21 protein-coding genes and 1 pseudogene are annotated in these 20,278 nt (G+C 37.7%); 10 read left to right on the top strand and 12 right to left on the bottom strand.

Annotation, left to right across the window (positions count from 1 at the left end):
* A partial coding sequence (locus FD16_RS09745; RefSeq protein ID WP_056938552.1) for a hypothetical protein occupies window positions 1-274 on the bottom strand: 274 nt, incomplete at its 3' end.
* A 193-nt stretch (window positions 275-467) separates the two neighbouring features.
* Between FD16_RS09745 and FD16_RS09740 the strand changes: the two genes are divergently transcribed.
* The gene (locus FD16_RS09740) at window positions 468-1,913 is read left to right on the top strand and encodes an MATE family efflux transporter (RefSeq protein ID WP_010623116.1); all 1,446 of its coding nucleotides are present in this window, start codon (window positions 468-470) and stop codon (window positions 1,911-1,913) included.
* Between the two features lie 70 nt (window positions 1,914-1,983).
* A pseudogene (locus FD16_RS09735) lies at window positions 1,984-2,181 on the top strand (DUF2187 domain-containing protein); the annotation flags it as partial.
* A gap of 71 nt (window positions 2,182-2,252) precedes the next feature.
* On the opposite strand, the gene FD16_RS09730 reads toward FD16_RS09735, so the two are convergent.
* The 7 genes from FD16_RS09730 to FD16_RS09700 all read right to left on the bottom strand — a co-directional run bounded on the left by FD16_RS09730 (window position 2,253) and on the right by FD16_RS09700 (window position 8,289).
* Window positions 2,253-2,501, bottom strand: a complete 249-nt coding sequence (locus FD16_RS09730; RefSeq protein WP_155804422.1) for a hypothetical protein — start codon at window positions 2,499-2,501, stop codon at window positions 2,253-2,255.
* Between the two features lie 56 nt (window positions 2,502-2,557).
* Complete coding sequence (locus FD16_RS09725; RefSeq protein WP_029508442.1) at window positions 2,558-3,196, bottom strand: hypothetical protein; 639 nt, start codon at window positions 3,194-3,196, stop codon at window positions 2,558-2,560.
* 292 nt (window positions 3,197-3,488) lie between these two features.
* On the bottom strand, window positions 3,489-4,352 hold the full coding sequence (locus FD16_RS09720; RefSeq protein ID WP_010623120.1) for a lysophospholipid acyltransferase family protein: 864 nt from the start codon (window positions 4,350-4,352) through the stop codon (window positions 3,489-3,491).
* On the bottom strand, window positions 4,352-5,302 hold the full coding sequence (locus FD16_RS09715; RefSeq protein WP_010623121.1) for a glycosyltransferase family 8 protein: 951 nt from the start codon (window positions 5,300-5,302) through the stop codon (window positions 4,352-4,354). The genes FD16_RS09720 and FD16_RS09715 overlap by 1 nt, the downstream gene beginning before the upstream one ends.
* Window positions 5,303-5,317: 15 nt before the next feature.
* Window positions 5,318-6,133: a glycosyltransferase family 8 protein gene (locus tag FD16_RS09710; protein WP_010623122.1), complete on the bottom strand. Its 816-nt coding sequence runs from the start codon at window positions 6,131-6,133 to the stop codon at window positions 5,318-5,320.
* A 5-nt stretch (window positions 6,134-6,138) separates the two neighbouring features.
* Entirely contained in the window at window positions 6,139-6,909 is a 771-nt protein-coding gene (locus FD16_RS09705) for a lysophospholipid acyltransferase family protein (protein ID WP_010623123.1), read from the bottom strand.
* Window positions 6,910-7,164: 255 nt separating this feature from the next.
* A complete protein-coding gene (locus FD16_RS09700; protein WP_010623124.1) occupies window positions 7,165-8,289 on the bottom strand; it encodes a YhgE/Pip domain-containing protein in 1,125 nt (374 codons plus the stop codon).
* Between the two features lie 254 nt (window positions 8,290-8,543).
* Between FD16_RS09700 and FD16_RS09695 the strand changes: the two genes are divergently transcribed.
* Entirely contained in the window at window positions 8,544-9,110 is a 567-nt protein-coding gene (locus FD16_RS09695) for a TetR/AcrR family transcriptional regulator (protein ID WP_010623125.1), read from the top strand.
* A 314-nt stretch (window positions 9,111-9,424) separates the two neighbouring features.
* Here the strand turns inward: FD16_RS09695 and FD16_RS12800 are convergent, their stop codons facing one another.
* Window positions 9,425-9,571 carry a hypothetical protein gene (locus FD16_RS12800; protein ID WP_155804425.1) on the bottom strand — a complete coding sequence of 49 codons (147 nt, stop codon included), beginning with the start codon at window positions 9,569-9,571 and terminating at the stop codon, window positions 9,425-9,427.
* Between the two features lie 258 nt (window positions 9,572-9,829).
* On the opposite strand from FD16_RS12800, the gene FD16_RS09690 reads away from it, so the two are divergent.
* The 4 genes from FD16_RS09690 (at window position 9,830) to FD16_RS09675 (ending at window position 14,544) form a co-directional block, all read left to right on the top strand.
* Window positions 9,830-11,719 carry a glycoside hydrolase family 2 TIM barrel-domain containing protein gene (locus FD16_RS09690; protein WP_010623126.1) on the top strand — a complete coding sequence of 630 codons (1,890 nt, stop codon included), beginning with the start codon at window positions 9,830-9,832 and terminating at the stop codon, window positions 11,717-11,719.
* Window positions 11,706-12,668 (top strand): beta-galactosidase small subunit, encoded by a 963-nt coding sequence (locus FD16_RS09685; RefSeq protein WP_010623127.1) that lies wholly within the window; start codon window positions 11,706-11,708, stop codon window positions 12,666-12,668. The genes FD16_RS09690 and FD16_RS09685 overlap by 14 nt, the downstream gene beginning before the upstream one ends.
* Window positions 12,669-12,914: 246 nt before the next feature.
* Window positions 12,915-13,706 (top strand): metallophosphoesterase, encoded by a 792-nt coding sequence (locus FD16_RS09680; protein WP_010623128.1) that lies wholly within the window; start codon window positions 12,915-12,917, stop codon window positions 13,704-13,706.
* 16 nt (window positions 13,707-13,722) lie between these two features.
* The gene (locus tag FD16_RS09675; protein WP_010623129.1) at window positions 13,723-14,544 is read left to right on the top strand and encodes a putative ABC transporter permease; all 822 of its coding nucleotides are present in this window, start codon (window positions 13,723-13,725) and stop codon (window positions 14,542-14,544) included.
* Between the two features lie 40 nt (window positions 14,545-14,584).
* Here FD16_RS09675 and msrB read toward each other — a convergent pair whose 3' ends face one another.
* Entirely contained in the window at window positions 14,585-15,013 is a 429-nt protein-coding gene (gene msrB, locus FD16_RS09670) for a peptide-methionine (R)-S-oxide reductase MsrB (RefSeq protein WP_010623130.1), read from the bottom strand.
* Window positions 15,014-15,449: 436 nt separating this feature from the next.
* Between msrB and FD16_RS09665 the strand changes: the two genes are divergently transcribed.
* Window positions 15,450-15,809, top strand: a complete 360-nt coding sequence (locus FD16_RS09665) for a hypothetical protein (RefSeq protein WP_010623131.1) — start codon at window positions 15,450-15,452, stop codon at window positions 15,807-15,809.
* Window positions 15,810-16,006: 197 nt separating this feature from the next.
* Here FD16_RS09665 and FD16_RS09660 read toward each other — a convergent pair whose 3' ends face one another.
* Together FD16_RS09660 and FD16_RS09655 are read right to left on the bottom strand one after the other, a co-directional pair.
* Entirely contained in the window at window positions 16,007-16,312 is a 306-nt protein-coding gene (locus tag FD16_RS09660; protein WP_010623132.1) for a hypothetical protein, read from the bottom strand.
* A 77-nt stretch (window positions 16,313-16,389) separates the two neighbouring features.
* Window positions 16,390-17,151, bottom strand: a complete 762-nt coding sequence (locus FD16_RS09655) for an SGNH/GDSL hydrolase family protein (RefSeq protein ID WP_010623133.1) — start codon at window positions 17,149-17,151, stop codon at window positions 16,390-16,392.
* A gap of 438 nt (window positions 17,152-17,589) precedes the next feature.
* On the opposite strand from FD16_RS09655, the gene FD16_RS09650 reads away from it, so the two are divergent.
* Window positions 17,590-18,498 carry an ABC transporter ATP-binding protein gene (locus tag FD16_RS09650; protein WP_010623134.1) on the top strand — a complete coding sequence of 303 codons (909 nt, stop codon included), beginning with the start codon at window positions 17,590-17,592 and terminating at the stop codon, window positions 18,496-18,498.
* Window positions 18,485-20,104 carry an ABC transporter permease gene (locus FD16_RS09645; protein ID WP_010623135.1) on the top strand — a complete coding sequence of 540 codons (1,620 nt, stop codon included), beginning with the start codon at window positions 18,485-18,487 and terminating at the stop codon, window positions 20,102-20,104. Before FD16_RS09650 ends, FD16_RS09645 begins: the two co-directional genes overlap by 14 nt.
* Window positions 20,105-20,278: the final 174 nt, after the last annotated feature.

Below are 20,278 nucleotides of genomic sequence, written 5' to 3'. Positions count from 1 at the left end.
TATCAGTACCAAATATTGTAGAACCTTTTTTTGTGTAGGCAATTTCGATACATAAGACAAAAAGAATCGTCATGACCACCTTAATCGTGGCAGAAATCGGTGAAACTGGCACAAGGTAAAAAAACCGAATGCTCACAAGAATTAATAGAAATAGGTATAAAGCACGGCTGACAACTAGCCATGTTTTAACCTTTTTTTGCGTACCAGCAGATAGTCCGAGTCCCACGGTGATAGCTAGTAATGTACAAACAATTAAATAGAATAAAACAAGCATTCAAAGGATCTCCTTAAGTTATTCAATAGTTAAATAATAACTTAATTTTAGCATGTTTAGATCCACGAAAACGCCTACATAACAATATTTTGAGAAATATTAGCAATTACCTTGCATTTTCATTCTAATGGTCGTAAACTTCATAGCATTGTGCTTAAAACGAAATTAAAAACAAACGGAAGGAAGTGCAAAGATGCGAGATCTTACACAAGGCAATCCACTCAAACTCATTCTCTGGTTCACACTACCATTATTTATAGGTAACTTATTTCAGCAATTATACAATTTTACTGACGTTCTGATAGTCGGTCAAACACTGGGTGTTGATGCATTAGCAGCAGTGGGTTCGACTGGAAGCCTTAACTACCTGATTATTGGATTTGCTACAGGGTTAACGGCTGGCTTTTCAATTGTTACCGCACAACGTCGTGGTTCACGTGACTATCGCGGTGTTCGCAAGAGCTTTGCCACAAGCATTGTGATGAGCATCTTTGTGACAATTGCTTTAACTGCGATCAGCTTAATATTCCTTGATCCGATTATGCATCTGATGAGCACTCCTGCCGATATTTATGGGGATGCACGTAAATTCATTTCGATTATCTTTACAGGTATTTTTGCTTCAATGGCATTTAACCTGTTATCTAATGAAATTCGCGCGCTTGGTGATTCAAAAACGCCGTTGTGGTTCTTAATTATCGGAACTATTGTGAACGTTGCTCTTGAATTGCTGTTTATTCTTGTATTTCATTGGGGAGTGGCTGGTGCCGGATGGGCAACGGTTATTTCACAAGTTATTTCGAGCCTTTTATGTGTTATCTACATCTATCGTCGAATTCCTTTACTGCAAGTTCACTTGTCTGACTTTAAAGGCGTCTTCAAAGAAATGGCAGTCCATGCAAGATTCGGTTTTCCAATGGCATTTCAATCTTCAATTATCGCTATTGGCAGTATCTTCATGCAGTCAGCACTGAACGGTCTGGGAACAACATCTGTGGCTGCTACCACATCGGCAACTAAGATTGATCAGCTGGCAAGTTTACCAATGATGTCATTCGGAATCACCATGGCAACATTTACTGCCCAAAATATCGGTGCTGGTCAATATGAACGAATTATCAAGGGTGTCCGTCAATCATTATTTGCATCGGTTGCTTTTAGTATTGTGGTCGGCTTCTTGATTATTTTATTCGGTCAACATATGGTTATGCTGTTTATTGGCAATCAGTCACCAGCGGTTTTAAAATTAACGCAGGTTTATTTCAATATTGTTGGTAGTTCGTATTGGATTTTAGCTATCTTGTTTATTATTAGGTATACTCTTCAAGGCCTTGGCCAAAGTGTTGTACCAACGGTGGCCGGTACCGCGGAACTTGTGATGCGGTCATTTTCAGCACTGGTGCTAGCGGCTAACTTTGGTTATGCTGGGGCATGCTTCGCTAATCCATTAGCCTGGGTAGGTTCAGTAGCCGTGTTAGTTGGCTCTTACGTCGCCGCAATTAAGCATCTTCACAAATTAGAACGGATGAAGGCTATGGTTGAAGAAGCCGATGGTGACGAGAAAGATCACATTAGCGAGATTATGTCTGGTGAGTTACGAGCCGTTTCAGGACGTCGCACTAAAAAAGTGTTTGCATAATGAGTGTCTGTATTGCATAACGGACGGATATTTGTTAATATTACATGATTAATTCTATGAGGTGAAATGAATGACTGAATTTGAAATTGGCGACAAAGTTACATGCAAGAAATTCGGCTCGTTAGAGCATGACTTTTCTGGAGAAGTAGAAAAAGTATATGAGAACTCTATACTAGTTGCAATCAAGGATTTTGATAAGCAAGATCAACTAACCGTCAACGAACTTAATCAACGTGCAATTGTTCGTAAATCGGAAGCTAAAAAGGTTGCGTAGAATTATTTCATTTTAAAATATAATTCAAAAAAGCGATGTTAGTTTAAAAAAACTAACATCGCTTTTTAAGGTACAAAATCAATTAACTGCTTAATCTTTTGTGCAAACAACGATTCTGAATCATTTCTAAATGGGTACAGAGGTGTAATCCACTTGAATTGATCAGATTTAAAACGATATTCAATGGTGCTAATGGTCCTGAAAATAATATCTGTCTGTTTACCTTTGTCAGTCGTATTAAAAAAATTAAAGGCAATTATTTCCATCCGGTTGCTGAGATCAAAGTTGAGTTCTTGAATGTAATTATTCATCATCTCGTAAATAGTCATGCTATTTTGAATAGGGACGCCCTTATTTAAGACCAAATCTGTTAACAGTTCTTTTTTAGTACATTTAATACTTCAAAATATAACTGATGGCTTTCGTAGTTAATCGCAACTCTAATACCTAATGAATTCAACCAATTTGGAAAATCAGAAAAAATTATCGATTCAGAATGGTTATTCTCAATTAGGTCATGGATTGCATTAATCTTAATTTTCTTGCGGTAATTATTAATATGATAATCAGCGATCAGCAGATATTGCATTATTGTTGCTAGTTGATGAACTTGCTGCAAGATGGTGGCTGTCGTCAGGCTAAATGATGCAGAAAATTTGTAAGTGGATTTAGTACTAAGCCAGTTTAGATAGCTCATTATTTCAATTTCTATGATTTTAACTAATTGAGGCGTTGGCAATAATTGAAAGTCATCAATATTGTTAGCAATATATTCATTTATTCTAATTGATAAGCTCATGCAAAAAAATGATTTTAATTGGTTGACACGAGTTTGAGACATGCCATGTTTGAATTCTTCCAGATTTTTGATGATTAGGACTTCCAGAGTATCTTCAAATAAGGTTAGTGCCGGTTGTCGCTGATTGACGGCCTTGTTAGAAGTATTTTTTTGATAATCCATATCTAAAAAGAACCAATCAACAATTTGTCCCTGAAGTTGGTTATCCAATAAGTCATTATAAAACTGATCGTATTTTTTGGATGAATGTGTGCGGTTATTTCATCATCTGGCATGTTTTAAACACCTTCAAGCTCTCTTTTTGCAGAATGCAATTATCAATGTCATTAGCGTTAATTAACAAATTTCATCCCCAATTTAACTACACGAATTCTCTCGTTTCAAGCTAAAATCAGAGTTGTATTAATTTTGTTATCTAAAACTTTTTGATGGTCCCAAATGAAGTGTTTGTCGAACTAAATAAAAAGAAACCAAGATGATTTCAACTTGGTTTCTATAACTGTTACATCTTGTTTGACTGCCATCCGGCAATATCGGTTGGTCGGAATTGATAGGTCAGTTTTTGATGATAGATTCGCTCATATGCTTGCTTTTTTTGTTCGAAATCGTGGTTCATCATAGCGATGCTATTTTCACGCACAGAGAGTTTTTGATCGGGATAAATTGGGTCAAGGACGTGAACGTGAAATTTTGTCATGTTAAAGTTTTGTTCGTCAGCTTTATTAGTATCAATGATTTCTACGAAGCAGGAGATAATTGGCACGTTAAATTTAGCCGCGTAGTAGTACGCTCCGCGCATTGGTGGACGAGGCTTACGATAGTTGAACCACATTTCTTGTTCAGAATAGATTAGAATTGGATGACCTTTGCTCAATATATCATTCATCATTGACTCAAAGTCATGGCCCATGTAATGAATATCTGACGAGATTGGAATCAAGTCATCGTAGTTCATCATGTATCCGAGAAATCCTGGCATGGCCAGATTGGTTAACTGACTAACAACGTACAGACGGTGCATATTAGAGTGAGCAATCACTTTTCTAATGGCGGTATTTTCGATCGGACTAAAGTGGTTGCTAGTTACGATTGCACCGCCGGTAATTGACTTAATTTTTTCTAATCCGCTGATATCAGTATTACGGTTGTAGTAGTAAGTTAAGGAGGATGAAATAGTTCGCGCAATTGAAGTGTTGAACCTAAATAACAGTGAATTATGTCGTGTCTCAAAGGAATTAATAAGTTCTTTTGCTTGGTTATTTGAGAGTTTCGGATCTCCAACTTCGACTTTTTGATTGAACTGTTGCTGTGAGACTGCTGTTTTAATGTTGTTAATGACTGGTAATCTTGGACTTTTTAAGATCATTAAATCATCTCCACTCTGATAACGCTATTTAACGTTAATTTGTGATGAGCAATTTGACCTGCTTTCTGGATTATTTTGGCTTGCTTATGCAAGCCTGCGTGAATGTTTTTGGCTGAAAAGTTATTCAGTTGATCTCGTAAATCGTCTAAATAAGTAGTTTTTGAGGCGTAGTTCCAAAACAAATCGTTGAATGGTGCATCTTGGTAATGCCAAGGCTTATTGAATAAATTAAAATGAATAATTTGAATGTCAGTAACACTATCATCTAAGACCGCTGTTTGGTAGTTCCATGCTGGATCTAGTTGAAAGATTCTATCCTGACAGATGGCATTCAGATAATCTTGATCAGGCGCAATTGTATCAAAATGAAATCTTCTGAGTAGGTCTAGAAAACGGCCACTAAGGTTGAATTGGCGGATTTCATCGAGATTGAGTAGTAGGACACCCGAATTAACATACAAGGATCCGTCAACACCAATTGCTTCTCTAGCGTAACTGGAGCCATTTGGGTCAAGGGCAATGAAACGATCATTAACTGCCCCCATGAGATTATTATCAATGTTTTTATCAAATAGTGATGAAATATCGCCAGTGACGATGATGTCTGCATCAAGATAAATTGCTTTATCATATTGAGGGAACATATCGGCAATAAACAATCGATAATAAATGGTTAAAGTACGGTAGTCTGCTCGCAAAGTATTTTGATCGTTATCAAATTGCGCATCAAAGCCTGTTTGTAGTGGAAAGAATTGAATTGCGACGTTTTTTTGTGCCAATTTACCAATCCTACGTTGATTTGTAGATGATAGCTCTTGATAAAGTACAATGATTTGATATTGGCGTGATTGATCGGCGTTGATAATGAGTGACTTTAGAGCGACTGCTAGCGCTGCTGCGTAACGATCATTGACGGCAAAGAAAATTGGAATTGCTTTTTGATTAGCCATAAGCTTAATCCTCCTTTACACATTTAATTTCTTATATTCCGCAAAGATATCATCATATTCGTGAATGTTTAATGTTTGATGAACTTCATCAATTTGCCATGGTTTAACTGTTTGAGTATGAATCCATGGATAGAACCTAAAGCTAGTAGTGAAATGCTGGAAAACAGTGTCATTACTTAATTTGTGTTGCTCATTAAAGCGATGATCAACGATTAATTTAGACTGGCTTAGTTTATTGATGGCAGATTGATCAGGCATAAACATTTTGTGATCTGTACACATTTCACGGCATCTTTGAAATAAGTCAGTTTTTTTTATCTCGGTCATGTTTAGTAGCAACATCCCCGAATTAATATAGTCGAAAGTATGCAACTGATTATGAAAGACCCATTTGCCGTAGTGATCTAAGACGCCGAGTAATTCATGACCATCAATATCTTGGTTATAAAGTTCGGTGAAATCCTGGTGACAGATAATGTCAGTGTCGAGATAAAGTAGTTTTGATGGCAATTGAGGAATTAAATCCAGATAAAGTCTTAACATACAGTTTGGTGTGAAAATTGTTTGTAGGTTCGCAACTGGTAAATTGCGAGTGAAAATTTCAGATATATCAATTTGAATAACATGACTATTTTGGTTAACTGTTTTCACCAATTGATCTAGTTTTGAGATGGAATATTGATCAATTGATTTGTAATGATGATTATTAACTTGATAGTCTGAAGTGATGATGAAAATATTTAGTTGACTACGAGTGTGCTTGATTAGTGAAAGTACTGAAATTGTCAGACCGTTAGTCATTTGATTATCGCCGCAATAAACAATGTTCATGTTGATTACCTCCGTTCATACTGAATTGCTTGGTAGTTACTATAACTGCTGCGCTTTTTCATTTGACTGAAGATTTGATTGCGTAAATCAATTTGTTGTTGTTTGGGGCTTAGAGCTTGTTTTGGCTTAAATGGTCCGTCCAAGTAAACGGTAATTTGAGGACGATCACCGGACCTTTTTGGCCTTTGATAAGTTGTGGTCATGCAATAGCTTGATGAATGCTGAGTAACTGGGTAGTGAAATGCCGATAGTGGCAATGGTCGAATATCAGTGTAGTAGGGCCAAACATGAGCTTCGGGGTAAATCACTACTTGCTTTTTGTCAGCAATTTGATAATTGATGGCACTAATAAAATCCTTCATTTGGTGTAAATTTGACGGAATCGGTGTCGCACCGGCCATTGGTAGTAATCGGCCAATAATTGGAATGCCCAGGTTCGCGGGAGAGACGATAATTGAAGTAGACTTAAATAGATTTAATTGAAATGGAATAAATGCGTCCGCTTGCGGCTGGGTGTGATTCGCATAAATAAAGTAGCCATGGTCGGTGTTGTTTTTTAGTAATGAAGTGTTAACAAATTTGATCCGCATAATGCAACGACAGTATATTAACGCAATTATTTTGATGACCCAATCTAAAAATCTGGCGCCAGCGGCATATATTTTTGAGTTGTGCATCCATTTGTAGTTGGCAGGAAGTTTGAAGTCTTGCTGGTTAGAGGTGATAAAGTCATCATTAAAAGAATGATAATAGTAAACTTTAAGATGATCGGTCAAATTAAGCCTCCTTGAGAAGTCAAGTTGGTTGAAATATAGTATTATCGACTGATTATTATTTCAAATTACGGTGCTCTCATATTATCATCTCCTCTCATTTATTTAACGTAAATTATAGTGAGAAAATTTAAAAATAAAACGCCAACGCAGATCAAATTGTCTGTTTTAGTACGTTATATATAAATTTGTAGTCAAATAATACGTAACCCCGTCGTTAAAAAAATATTAAAACAACATTTAAACTACTTTTGTCGTCTATTTAGATGATTTAATGTGTTTTGGTAAGAACGATTCAGCATAAAATAAGATAAAACCAACTAGCATAATTACAACCAACGATTTAGTCGATGAATTCCAATAAGAAGAACCGTAATACAACATGCTCTTTGTCCCCTCATACAAGAACCTCATTGGTAACCATGGCATAATCCAGTGCTGATAGAATGATGGAATCATTTGCGGCGCCATTGCCATTAGCGGGGCAGAGAAGAATAGAAGCAGGGCAAATAAAATGACGCCGGGGAAACCAACCCAAGTGAGCACACCAGAAAATAGCATGATAAACGCAAAACTTGTGATGCACAAGAAAGGCATTAATGGCAAAATACTGTGGGCGTGATAGCCAAGAATCCATATGGCATTAATTGTCGATAGTGAGCCAATCAAAATTGCCATGACAGCGCTGGCGATCGTGTGTGACAATTTAGTTGATACATGGTGTTGCCACGATTTTGTTTGAATGCTGCGCGCCGCGTAGAATAGCATCAGGCTGACAACAAGACTTGCTAACCAAATTGGTTGGAAAAAGATAGAATTAGCAGATAACAATCCTGAAGTAGAGTGAAGTGTTGTTGTTTTGATTTGAATGGGATGTTCCATTTTTTCCGCGGTGGCGGCAGAAATAGAAATGTTTGCTTTACCTAGATTACTAATCATTTGTGTGGCGATTGATTGGCCAATTTTGGTGATCAAACTGGTTAAAATTGGTTTGATAGAAGAAGACAAAGTGGCGTTTTTAGCTTGATTGATGTAAAGATTAATACTTGCTGTATGCGAGACGCTTGGAATAATTAAAGATGAAATATTATCTGAGAAGTTTTTGGGAATGACGATTGCGGCGTAATAGTGCTGTTGTGACATGTCTTTCTTCATCTTGGAAGTGCTTTTAACAACGTGCCAGTCAAAAACTGCCTTTTTGGAATTGGATGAGGTAATTTGGTTGGTGATTTGCTTGCCAACCTTGCCCTGATCGTTATTAACAATTGCGACAGGTACATCTTTTAAGTCAGACTTGGCAGTTGGAATTTGTGCAACCACCATTACGACGGTTAACAAAATGGCCGCAATAATTGCGAAACCGAAAAATTTATTCTTGAACATAACTTTCTCCCTTATATGCTGTTACTTAAAATAATGGATTAGTTTCATAAACAAGCTGGGCATCGTAGTAATGCTAAGATTGTTTATAAAATAAATCGATGGGGCAAAAAATGTTTCACTTCCTTTCTGAAACCAGACTCGATTATAAGCAGGTAGGGGACAAAGTTAAAACCTCAAAATTAATTTAACTGTTCGTTTTCGAACATTATGTTTATAATTGTAGGAAAACGAATAGAATTGGTGGCATTGATTTTATGTTAGATAAGCGAAAAATTAAAACTAGGCGTGATATTGAGCAGGCGTTACTGACTTTATTGACGAAAAAGTCATTTCGTCAAATTACGGTCAATGATATTTGTGAGAGGTCGTTGACTAGTAGGTCAACTTTTTATGATCATTATGATGACAAGTACGACTTACTGAATCGGCTTGTAGATCGCTATACGCAAGAATTTAAAGTACTAGCCAGTGAAAAATTTAATCAGGTTGTTTTTAGTGATGATCAGCGATTTGCTATTAGCCAGATTACCAACCCACTACTTGAAGATCGTGAAGCAATTAATGTGTTGCTCAATATTCATGAGGATCAGATGGATTTATTCAGGAATTGGCAGAATATTCTGATCGGCTTGTGGAGTCATGGACTTGACCAGGTAAATATAGTTGAGGATGTGCCAAAGGATTACTTGATTAAGGTTAATACTGACATTGTTCTTGATTACTTGATCTGGTCATTAGATCATAATCGCGGCAATCAAGACGCGGTTAATTTGGTCAGAAAAATGGTGGTTCAGACGTTTAAAGGTAATGGAATAAATTAGTTACAAATTATTTAGTAGCCTAAAAAAGCATAATTGTTTAAAAAATACTGTAATATTGACATTTCAAAGTGTATAATGACCTCCTGTGATATTAATATCACTTCTGTGGGGATGCCACCTGCTGATTATTGGCATCCCTTTTTGTGTGTCTAAGATTAGAAAATAGCTTTGACAAAATTATTTACTGTTTTAATTTATCAAGTCAAAACGTACAACAAAAGGCCTCCAAGACTAAAATTTAAATTCAAAATTTTAGTCTTGAAAGCCTTTTGTTACTGGGAGTAAAACGTCTTTATACTTGCGTTTTATTAATCTTATTCTTTTTTAAATGCAATAATTAGTGAGCCAATAATGAAAGCAACGAGACCGCGAACTAATGATTGTTTAACCGTTAATTGTTTGATTGTAAGACCTGTAAATTCGGAACTATGGTGCCAAGCTTTTTTCTGTGGTAGTTGCATGACTGTTTCCTCCAAAATATACATGGTGTAAATACGGGATCACTTATATTATTGCACAATAGTTAATTGTTTTAAACAACAAATTTGAAGTAAACACTGATTTATTAGTAATGGAAACGGTTAATTAACATTCAATTAACTTTGCAAAAATGAAATTTCAACCGGTTAGTGTTTAGATCCTTGATGCAACTTGACAAACAAAGACATTAGTTATGAAATGAACACAATAACATAACAAATTATAATTGGAGGTTAACAATGAAACCATTATTAAGCTGGCTAGATGATCCGACTATTTTTAGAGTTGGCCAATTAGCAGCACACAGTGATCATCAGCATTTTTTGAATCAAAAAGAGATTGGAAATAAACAAAGTAGTTTCGTGACTAGTCTGAATGGCCAGTGGCAGTTTAATTTTGCTAAAGATCCTCAATCTCGTAATCGGCATTTTTTTGAGTCAGATTTTGATAGCGCTTCCTTTGAACAAATTAACGTGCCTGGCCATATTGAATTAGCTGGATTTGATCAAATTCAGTACATTAATACGTTGTATCCATGGGAGGGTAAAACTTATCGACGCCCAGTTGGATCACTAAAAGATGATGTTAAGCAACAGGCACCTTTCAGTGAAGATGACGATAATTCTGTTGGGCAGTACTTAACTCAATTTGATTCACCTCATCGCGAGAATAATGAAAAGTGTATTTTACGCTTTGAAGGTGTTGATAAGGCGATGTATGTGTGGATTAACGGAACATTTATTGGATACTCTGAGGATAGCTTTACGCCGTCAGAGTTTGATATAACTGATTACTTGAAGCCTCATGGCAATAAGTTGGCGGTCGAAGTGTTTAAACGTTCTTCAGCTTCATACATTGAAGACCAGGATTTCTTCAGATTTTTTGGTATTTTCAGAGACGTCAGCTTAATAACTCAACCCAAATTTCACATTTACGATTTAGACATTAAGCCGACGACCGAAGAAAATTTGACGGTTGGTAGGTTAAATATTGGTATTAAATTAACTGCCAGTGCCGCAATTATCGGAGGCAACGTAAAATTAGCAGTGGCCGATGCCAACGGTAAACTATTATTTGATGAAACTAGTGACTTAGACACTCACATCGAATTTTCCGATTTAAGAATCACCAATGTTCATCTTTGGTCTCATAACAATCCTTACCTATATCGGTTAACGCTGTCCGTTTTTGACGAGAACGGTAATCTTTTAGAGTTAATTCCATATCAGTTTGGCTTTCGAAAGATGGAAATTAAAAACAATGTTATTTTGCTAAATCATCAACGGCTAATAATTTCTGGAGTTAATCGTCATGAGTGGAATGACAAAACTGGTCGATGCATCACAAAACAAAATATGTTGGACGATCTCGATACTTTTGACAAGTTAAATATTAATGCGGTGCGAACGTGTCACTATCCGGATCAAATTGAATGGTACCATCTTTGCGATACACTCGGTATTTATGTAATGGCAGAAAATAATTTGGAAAGTCATGGTAGTTGGCAAAAAATGGGAGCAGTCGAGCCCTCATACAATGTGCCAGGGTCATTGCCACAGTGGCGAGAAGCAGTGGTGGATCGTGCTCGTAGTAACTACGAGTTGTTGAAAAATCACCCGTCAATTTTATTTTGGTCACTAGGAAATGAATCTTATGCAGGGGATGATATTGCCGCCATGGATCAGTACTACCACGATATGGATGATTCTCGTCTCACACATTATGAGGGAGTTGTGTATACGCCAGAGTATCGGTCCCGAATTTCTGATGTTGAAAGCAGAATGTATGCTTCGCCAGCAGCTATTCGGCAGTATCTGACCAATCATCCGGATAAGCCTTACTTAAACTGTGAATATATGCATAGCATGGGCAATTCTGTCGGCGGAATGAAGGAATATGATGATTTAATTCACGATTTCGAGAGTTATCAGGGTGGGTTCATTTGGGACTTTATCGATCAGGCACTGTTAGTTAAAGATGAAGTTACCGGTAAACCAGTATTACGCTACGGTGGTGATTTCGATGATCGTCACTCTGATTACTCATTTTCTGGTGATGGACTACTATTTGCTGATCGAACATTAAAACCGGCTGCACAAGAGGTGAAATATTTCTATGGACAATATTAAAGAACAGATGCATGTCGTCTATGGCGACGGCACACTTGGTCTAAATGGATTAAATTATCGTTATATATTCAGCTATGAAGCTGGTGGTCTTGAATCAATGCTAATTGATGGTAAGGAGTGGGTTTATCGAACACCACGGCCATTATTTTGGCGTGCAACTACCGACAACGATCGTGGTAACCATTTTTCAGAAAAATCTGCTGTGTGGTACAGTGCTGACATGTTTTCAACATGCCAAAAAATTAAAGTAGCTGTGAACGGCCACCCAATTGAATTACCGGTTGCTCCTGTGAATAATCAATATACAAGTGATGAGGTTAGCAATGACGTTGATATCTGTTTTACATTCGTTACAGCCACCAGTCCACAGACAACGGTTGATATGAATTATCACGTGGAGCATGATGGCGAAATTAAATTAACGGCGTATTATCACGGCAATGACCAATTGCCAGAACTGCCAGTATTTGGTATTAGGATGGTTATGCCAACTGTGGCGACCAGCTTTGATTATTGTGGATTATCTGGTGAAACCTATCCAGATCGGATGGCAGGTGCACAACAAGGCCAGTTTCATGTTGATGGCCTACCCGTCACGAAATATTTGATTCCACAGGATTGTGGCGTTCATATGAACACTGAGAGTCTATTGGTTAACAGACAAACAACTTTAAATAATGCTGATACTGATGATAATGAATTTTCATTGAAGATTCACCAGAGTGCGCAACCATTCGCATTTAGCTGCTTACCTTACACGTCAGAAGAATTGGAATCAGCGACACATCAAGAAGAATTACCAGTGCCACGACGAACAGTCTTATCTGTTATGGGAGCAATTAGGGGCGTCGGCGGTATTGATAGCTGGGGTGCAGATGTTGAACCGCCTTATCATATCTCAGCTGGAGAGGATATCGAATTTTCAATTGTCTTGAATGCACAGAGCTAGGTAGCTTGCTGGAAATCTCAAAGAAATTGTTAACATTAGAAGAAATTGGCACTTTTGGGATTATTTAATGACAAGATGTGAATTGATCAGCGTCAGTTCATATCTTGTTTTCGTGTGTTAAACAGTCAAAATACGCTAAAAACACGCTAATTGTCTTTTCCATCTGCGTTCACTAATATATACTAGCAGTGATGAATTACAATACTTCGAAATCGATCTTGATTTTGATGTTTGGGAGTGTAATTGATGAATTATACGTTTATTGGGGATGTTCACTCGGCTGCTGACGATTTGGTTGCCGTGCTTGACGACGATACGATTCAGTCGTCAAAAATTGTGTTTTTGGGTGATTACATTGATGGAGTTAGCGAACGCTACGTGGATGGGAATACGATACCAATGCTACTTGAACCATTGAGAGTTCTTGATATCATTATGGATCGAGTGAATCAGTGCGGTGATGTTGCCTTACTTGGCAATCATGACAACTTTTGGGTGCAGACAGCCAATTTTGATGAGATTGAATATCAAACTTGGAAGTTAAATGGTGGAGTTCTAACGTGGCGTAACCTAGGTATTCATTCGACTAATCTGGCTGGTGTTGCCAATGCGCTGAACGATCAGCAACTCGGTATTTACACCAAATTTTTAGCTCAACTTCCCATTGTTTGGGAAGCAAATCAATTATTTGCTGTTCATGCTGGAGTTCGTTGGGGTAAAGGACTAGGGCAACAAGCAAAGAATGATTTGTTGTGGATTCGTAACGATTATTTCTTTGATGGTGAGGCTTCTAGTGATAACTGGCATCACAATGATTTGGGAAAAGTAATTGTTTCAGGGCATACACCAGTTCAATTTTTAAATGGCATTGGTTTTATTAAGATGCAGGCAGATAAGAATGATGTTCCTCGCTACTTAATTGATGCCGGTAGTAGATCTGGAGCTGAAAATGGTGGAATTTTCGCACTGACACTTGATGAAGTTGGAAACGTCGTACAAAAGCGATTTATTGTTAATCATGAGCCAATGAACGTTTAACTGGAGGAGATTTTTAATGGCACACCAAATTGAAATTATCAATCTGGAAGAGGAGTTTGCTGTCTGGGTACTGTATTTTTTTGCATATTCCGTTGTTGGCTGGTTATGGGAAAGTAGCTATGTCAGTGTTCGTAAACGAAAATGGACCAACTCTGGTTTCTTGATTGGTCCGGTTGTTCCAGTATATGGGTTCAGTATGATGGCAGTACTGGCGGTTGTAGAACCTTTTGAAAAAAATATTGCTATGCTGTTTGTCATGAGTGCGATTTTAATTACGATGATTGAATACGTAACGAGTTGGCTCATGGAAAAATTATTTCACGCACGGTGGTGGGATTACAGTAAAATCCCGTTAAATTTGAATGGTCGAGTTGCCTTGCCAATTTCACTATTTTGGGGCTTTGGTGTAGTTATTATTATTAAATTTATTCATCCTGTGATCTCCAAAATAGTAGTTCATTTTTCAACCAACTATGGAATCTTTGCCGGAATCTTATTAATTGCCATTATCATGTTTGACTTTGGCTTTACTATTGCTAACGCGATGGCATTTGGTGCTGCCACCAATCGGATCGGTGAAACTGTTGAATCAATGAAAGCTGAATTAAAAACCAGAGTTGCTGATGAAGGTTCTAGAATTGAAGCCGAACGTTCATGGGTAGATTATCGTGCCCACGATAAGCAAGGGCGCTTACCCCACTTAAACTATGTTCAAAGGAGATTACTTAAAAGTTTTCCTAACGTCAAACTAAGAGATACTGCGACTTCAGCAAATGACATTTCCACGATGGCAGATCTAATTAAAGAACGCGGAAAAAAGGCTAAGAGTGATAAGTAACAAAAAAATCGGGAGGATCACATCATCCTCTCGATTTTTTTTATTTGCTAAATAGTTGTTTGTACTCACCATAACCTGATTTGTCCAAGTCATCATACTTGATAAATTTCAATGCGGCAGAGTTAATACAATACCTAAGTCCACCATCATCTTGAGGCCCATCACTAAAGACATGACCAAGGTGAGATTGTGATTTTGGACTGCGGACTTCAATTCTGTGCATGCCAAAACTTTCATCACGATTTTCTTTGAGTTTGTTGATTGGGTGTGTAAAGGAAGGCCAACCACAACCCGCGTCGTATTTATCCGTTGAGGAAAATAGTGGTTCGCCACTGACAACGTCGACGTAAATTCCTTGATCATAGAAATTATCATACTCGCCACTGAAAGGACGCTCGGTAGCTGCATTTTGGGTTACTTCGCGTTGCAGTGGTGTTAGCTTTTTTATTGAGTCATCATATTCCGCCATATTGGTCAGCTCCTTAGTAGTTATTATCTTCTAGGCTGACTCATCATAGCATTGAGTATGAACGGTGTAAAAAATTATGCTTGCGTTGATTTTGCTTCTAATTGTTTGGTGTGTTTAGCATGATGTCTTTTGATTAGCCAACTGACAAGAAGTACTTCTGAGACAATCAGTGATGTGAAGATGGGGCGTTTGTATGAGTGTGATTTATGAATAACTGTCATATGCATTATCTTCTTTCATTTATGAATGGCTCAATAGTAGACCGAGTTTGTGGCTTTTTGGCGATTGTTTGGCTAAGTTTCTGTAAATCTAATTGAAAAATTATTAAGGAATTTGTAACTGTAATTTATTCTGATAGGCATTGAAGAGTTTAGCAATTATATGTTACGTTAATAGTCGTTGAAAACATTAATTTAGAATAAGGAATTGATAGAAAATGACACGTGATATGATTGTTACCAACATTCAAAACGTTTTGACAGCTAGAAAGGCTCATGCTGCGGCAAATGATGGTGTTCGTTACGATGAGTATGCTTTTCCTATTACGTTTACGCATGCTAAAAAGGAAGCAAAGTCGTGCGTCATTCTTTTAGTTGAACCAAGTGGAGAATATACGGTTCGAAAATTCGAGACAAAATTTGCCGACATTAAGGATCCAATTCGAGATATTTATCACGGTGCACTTTTTGATTGTGATGACGATGTTGATCAGATGGATACGTTGTTGGACCAGATTGCTGGTAAAGAAGTTGTGAATACTAACGATGAAAATCAAGATGTTGAAGAAACGGCATAGTTAAAATAAAAGCGGAAATAAAGATGGTTTGTTTCCAGAATATAAGGCCCTCAATACCTAAAATCCTGAATTTGGATTTTAGGTATTGAGGGCCTTATATAGCTAAACATAGCTATTTGGTGCACATTTAGACTTGTTAAATCAATGATTTTGACACTGTTTATGGGACGCTAATTACGTTTGTTAGATCTTAATTATTAATGTAATGATTCTTCTTCAATATCATTCAACAAACGATCGATTGCGAAATTAACTAACAACGATTTGTTATTTAAAATTTTTGTATCAGAAGAGGTTAGTTTATCCAGTCGTTGCTGTGTGTGTTCTGAAATCGAAAACGTTTCAGTAACGGGACTTGAGTTTTCAGCCTTTAAGTAGCTGATTAGTTGATCGTTGATTGACGCTTGCTGAGGGCCTTTTATTTGATCATTTTTTTGAACCTGCTGTTTGCTTTGCTCGGGCTTGATCTCGCCATCAAAATGAAAGCCAATTGGTTTTGTCATATATTCATCTCCACATCATTAATAATTGATACATACTTTACACGTTTTAATGGGTGAAATTCAAGTGATCTGTCGAGTTACTCTTTTTGATGTGCAATCATGTTTTCAATGGCTTGTTCAAAAAGAGGTGTCCAGATTTTTTGATAACCCAATTTGGTTGGGTGAGCATCGTCAAGCATCGCATAGGGAGTGCTTTTATTAAGGGATTTTATGACCGGGTTTGACCATAAATCCAAGATATCAAAGTGCCATTTTAGCTGTAATTCGTCCAAATTGGCTACTAAATCACCGTAAGATGAGCCCGCTTTACGAACGCAAGTGTAGAACAAAATTGGGCAATGAAAATTTTCGTTAATATATTGGCAGATAAACTCAATGGCACCAAGGGTCGAATTTGTGTCAAAGTTTCCAGTTTGACTTGCAGGAGTGTGGGCGCCCATCACTTTGCCAAACCTTTCATCGTTTGTCGATAACTGACAAACAAACAGATCGTAATGATCGTTGGTGTCAAAATCATGAATCAACCGGCTGACATACGTTTGAGACTCATGCCCAGCAAGAGTAGTGCCACTAACAGCAGATTTAGTGGGGATGACGCCGTCTCGTGCCTGCAAGTACTCAACAAAAGATGAACCGTGCGAAGCGGCTCCGTAAGTAATTGAAGATCCTAAAAAACCAATTTTTTTGCCAAAGAGTGGTGATTGAGGATTTAATGTCTCTCGCGAAGCATCAAATAATGATCGATTTCCTAAAATCATGGCTTTCATTGGTCTTGGGGCAAATTTACAGGCCACAATGCCTGCACCAACGGCGGCAGTAATTGCTAGATTTTTATTCATTGCAACCAACCTCTTTTCTAAGTTTAGTCATGTTGCTGTATGGTGAATGAATACGGCTCAACTATAGCAATCGACCGTTTAAATTACAAATATATCTAACAACTAAATTACAGAATGTTACCAATTTTCATTAAAACTTTAATAAATTGCTCCTCATCCAAATTGTTGGTACTGAATAAACTGGATTACCTTCATGCATTGCGCCTTGTGCTAACTGAAAGTCTGCATTCTCATAGAACAATTATTAACAATAATATATCACTAATATAAAACTGGAATACTAATGAATTGACTGGCTTAAAAATAACTGCTGATAATTTGCCTTACACGCTGTTAAATCAACGATTATAAGGTCTAAAACTGTTGACCCGAGACTAATTGACTAGCTAGTCAATGAAGACCTATACTTTGGTCGTGCAGGAAAAGGGGGAAATAGTGATGGATAATGTGGTTGAAATAAAGCATTTGCAAAAACGGTTCGGTAAATTTCAGGCATTGAAAGATGTGACATTTAATGTTCAAGCAGGGGAAGTATTTGGTTTTATTGGTCCCAATGGCGCGGGGAAGTCGACCACAATTAGGACGATATTGGGAATTTTGAGATCTAGTGGTGGGTCTGCCACGGTGTTTGGACAGAACGTATGGAGCAACGCTGTATCAATTCACAAGCGATTGGCATACGTGCCGGGGGATGTTTATCTGTGGCCTAATCTAACCGGTGGCGAAGTCATTGATTTGTTTTTAAAGTTAAACAGCCAAAAACACAGTGCCAGGACAGATGAACTAATTAAAAAATTTGATTTGGACACAAGCAAGAAATGCAGGACATACTCAAAGGGAAATCGACAGAAGGTCGCGCTGATTGCCGCATTTTCAAGTGACGCAGAATTATATATTTTCGATGAACCAACAAGTGGACTTGATCCACTGATGGAAGAAGTTTTTCAAGATGAGGTATTGGCGTTAAAAAATGATGGTAAAAGTGTGCTGCTATCTTCACATATTCTAAGTGAAGTAGAACGGATGTGTGATCGGATTGGGATTATTCGTGAGGGCACGATCATTGAAACTGGTACTTTAGACGAAATGCGTCAATTGAGTCGAACAGTCGTCACCGTGACTACTAAACAACCTGTTGCTTCACTTGAGACAATGGACGGTGTTCACAATTTTGACGCCAAGTCTGCTAATAAAGCTGTTTTTTCAGTTGACTCTGAGAAACTAAATCAGATTATCAGTGCAGTCAGCAATCTAGAGATTGTGGGATTACAAAGTACTCCACCAACACTGGAGGATCTCTTCTTACGCTACTACAACCAGGAAGGTGATAGTCATGATGGCGAATAGATTTGCGAATGTCGGGCGTCTAACCAGAATGAATCTACGTCGTGACTGGTTAAAAATTGTCGTCTGGATTGCCGTTTTAGCAGGAATGATGGCCGGTGCAGCTGGTAAGTTTGATAGCTTATACGGATCGAAGGCCTCGATGAATTCAATCGTGACAACTTTGAAAACACCCGCAATGGTATCACTACTTGGACCATTTACTGCCAATAAGCCTTATACAGTCGCAGTAATTTATGGTGCTGAGATGGTTGTTTTCATGGGATTAATTGCTGCAATGATGAATATTTATTTTGCGATTCATGCTACTAGAAGCGAAGAAGACGATGGGGTGACTGAATACGTTTTAGCTCATGGTGTTGGACGTCAAAGCCCATTGCTAGCATCTGTTGGTGAGTTAGTATTTATTAATTTGGTTGCTGGTGTTATTGAAGTAATTGGCATTCAGGCCGCTAGCATGAGTGGTACTACCGCCAATGGTAGTTGGCTTTTTGGCATTGGATTGGCCGCATTCGGGTTTATGTTTGGCATGGTTTCTTTACTGACAGCCCAAATTTTTAATAATGCGCGAAGTGCCACTATTTGGAGCTATTTGGTCTTAGGTATTACTTTTGTTGCTAGAATGGTAACAGATATTCAAAATCCAGATTATACTTGGTGGACCGTGTACGGATGGATTGAAAAACTTAATTTGTATAACGGTAATAATTGGGGACCTGTATTGCTCATACTAGCAATGAGTATTGTTATTTTGGCAGTAACTGTGGGTATTTCAGCAACTCGTGACATTGGTGCGGGACTAATTGCACAAAGAGATGGTCGTAACAAAGCTTCAGTATTTTTACGTGGGCCATTGACGTTATTGATGAGAATAGATCGTGTCAGCTTTGCTGTTTGGTTTGCCAGTCTTTTCGTCTTGGGAGCGATGTATGGTTCGATCTTTGGAACCATCGGTAACTTGATGAAAACTAATCCAACGATCGCCCAGCTATTAAGTTCTGGAGCAGTCAGCTCTGCTAATCGAGCAATTGTTATGTCGTTTGCAAATAAGCTATCACTTGTTTTTGCGGTGGTCGCTACAATTCCGATACTCATCACCATTTTTAGGATCAACGGTGATGAACGGAAGGGATACTTGGAAATGATGCATGCTAAGCCGATTTCAAGAGGCAAAATGTTTTTCAGTTATTCGATCCATGCGATGGTTGTGGGAACTGGGACATTATTTTTAGCGGTTCTTGGAATGGCAGTTGTGGGCAATGCTAGTATGAAGAGTCCAGTGCTAGTTAGCCGCTTTTTAAGATCATTTATCGCTTTTTGGCCGGCGATTTTAATTGCTGGTGGCGTTGCTGCATTGTTGGTGGCACTTTGGCCAAGAATTCAAACGGTCGCTTGGATTGTTCCAGTTTACGGAATTTTTTCCCTGTACTTTGGTCCCTTAGTAAAATTACCTAAGTCGTTACAACAAGTCTCACCATATGGATGGATTAATAATGTGCCAACGAAACAAATTCAGTGGGATACATTTTGGTGGATGACATTATTGGGAATGGTCCTATTTATTATTGGGTATTTAGTTTACAGACATCGTGATCTAATCGAAAATTAATTATTTTGGTTAATTCTTTTTGGGCAGTCAACTATTACGTTGATTGCTTTTTATATAGATTTTCGTATAAGTTAGGAAAACTGTGGTAATCGAAAAAAATAAAAAAATTTATTAGGACAAATTTGGTTTAAGGGGTTGCACAATTGATAACTCCTTGGTATATTGAAAGCGTAT

It is taken from the genome of Paucilactobacillus suebicus DSM 5007 = KCTC 3549 (genome assembly GCF_001434475.1).
Taxonomy (GTDB): Bacteria; Bacillota; Bacilli; order Lactobacillales; family Lactobacillaceae; genus Paucilactobacillus; species Paucilactobacillus suebicus.
The sequence above is the reverse complement of the archived record's forward strand: the minus strand, read 5'-3'. Positions and strand labels throughout refer to the sequence as shown.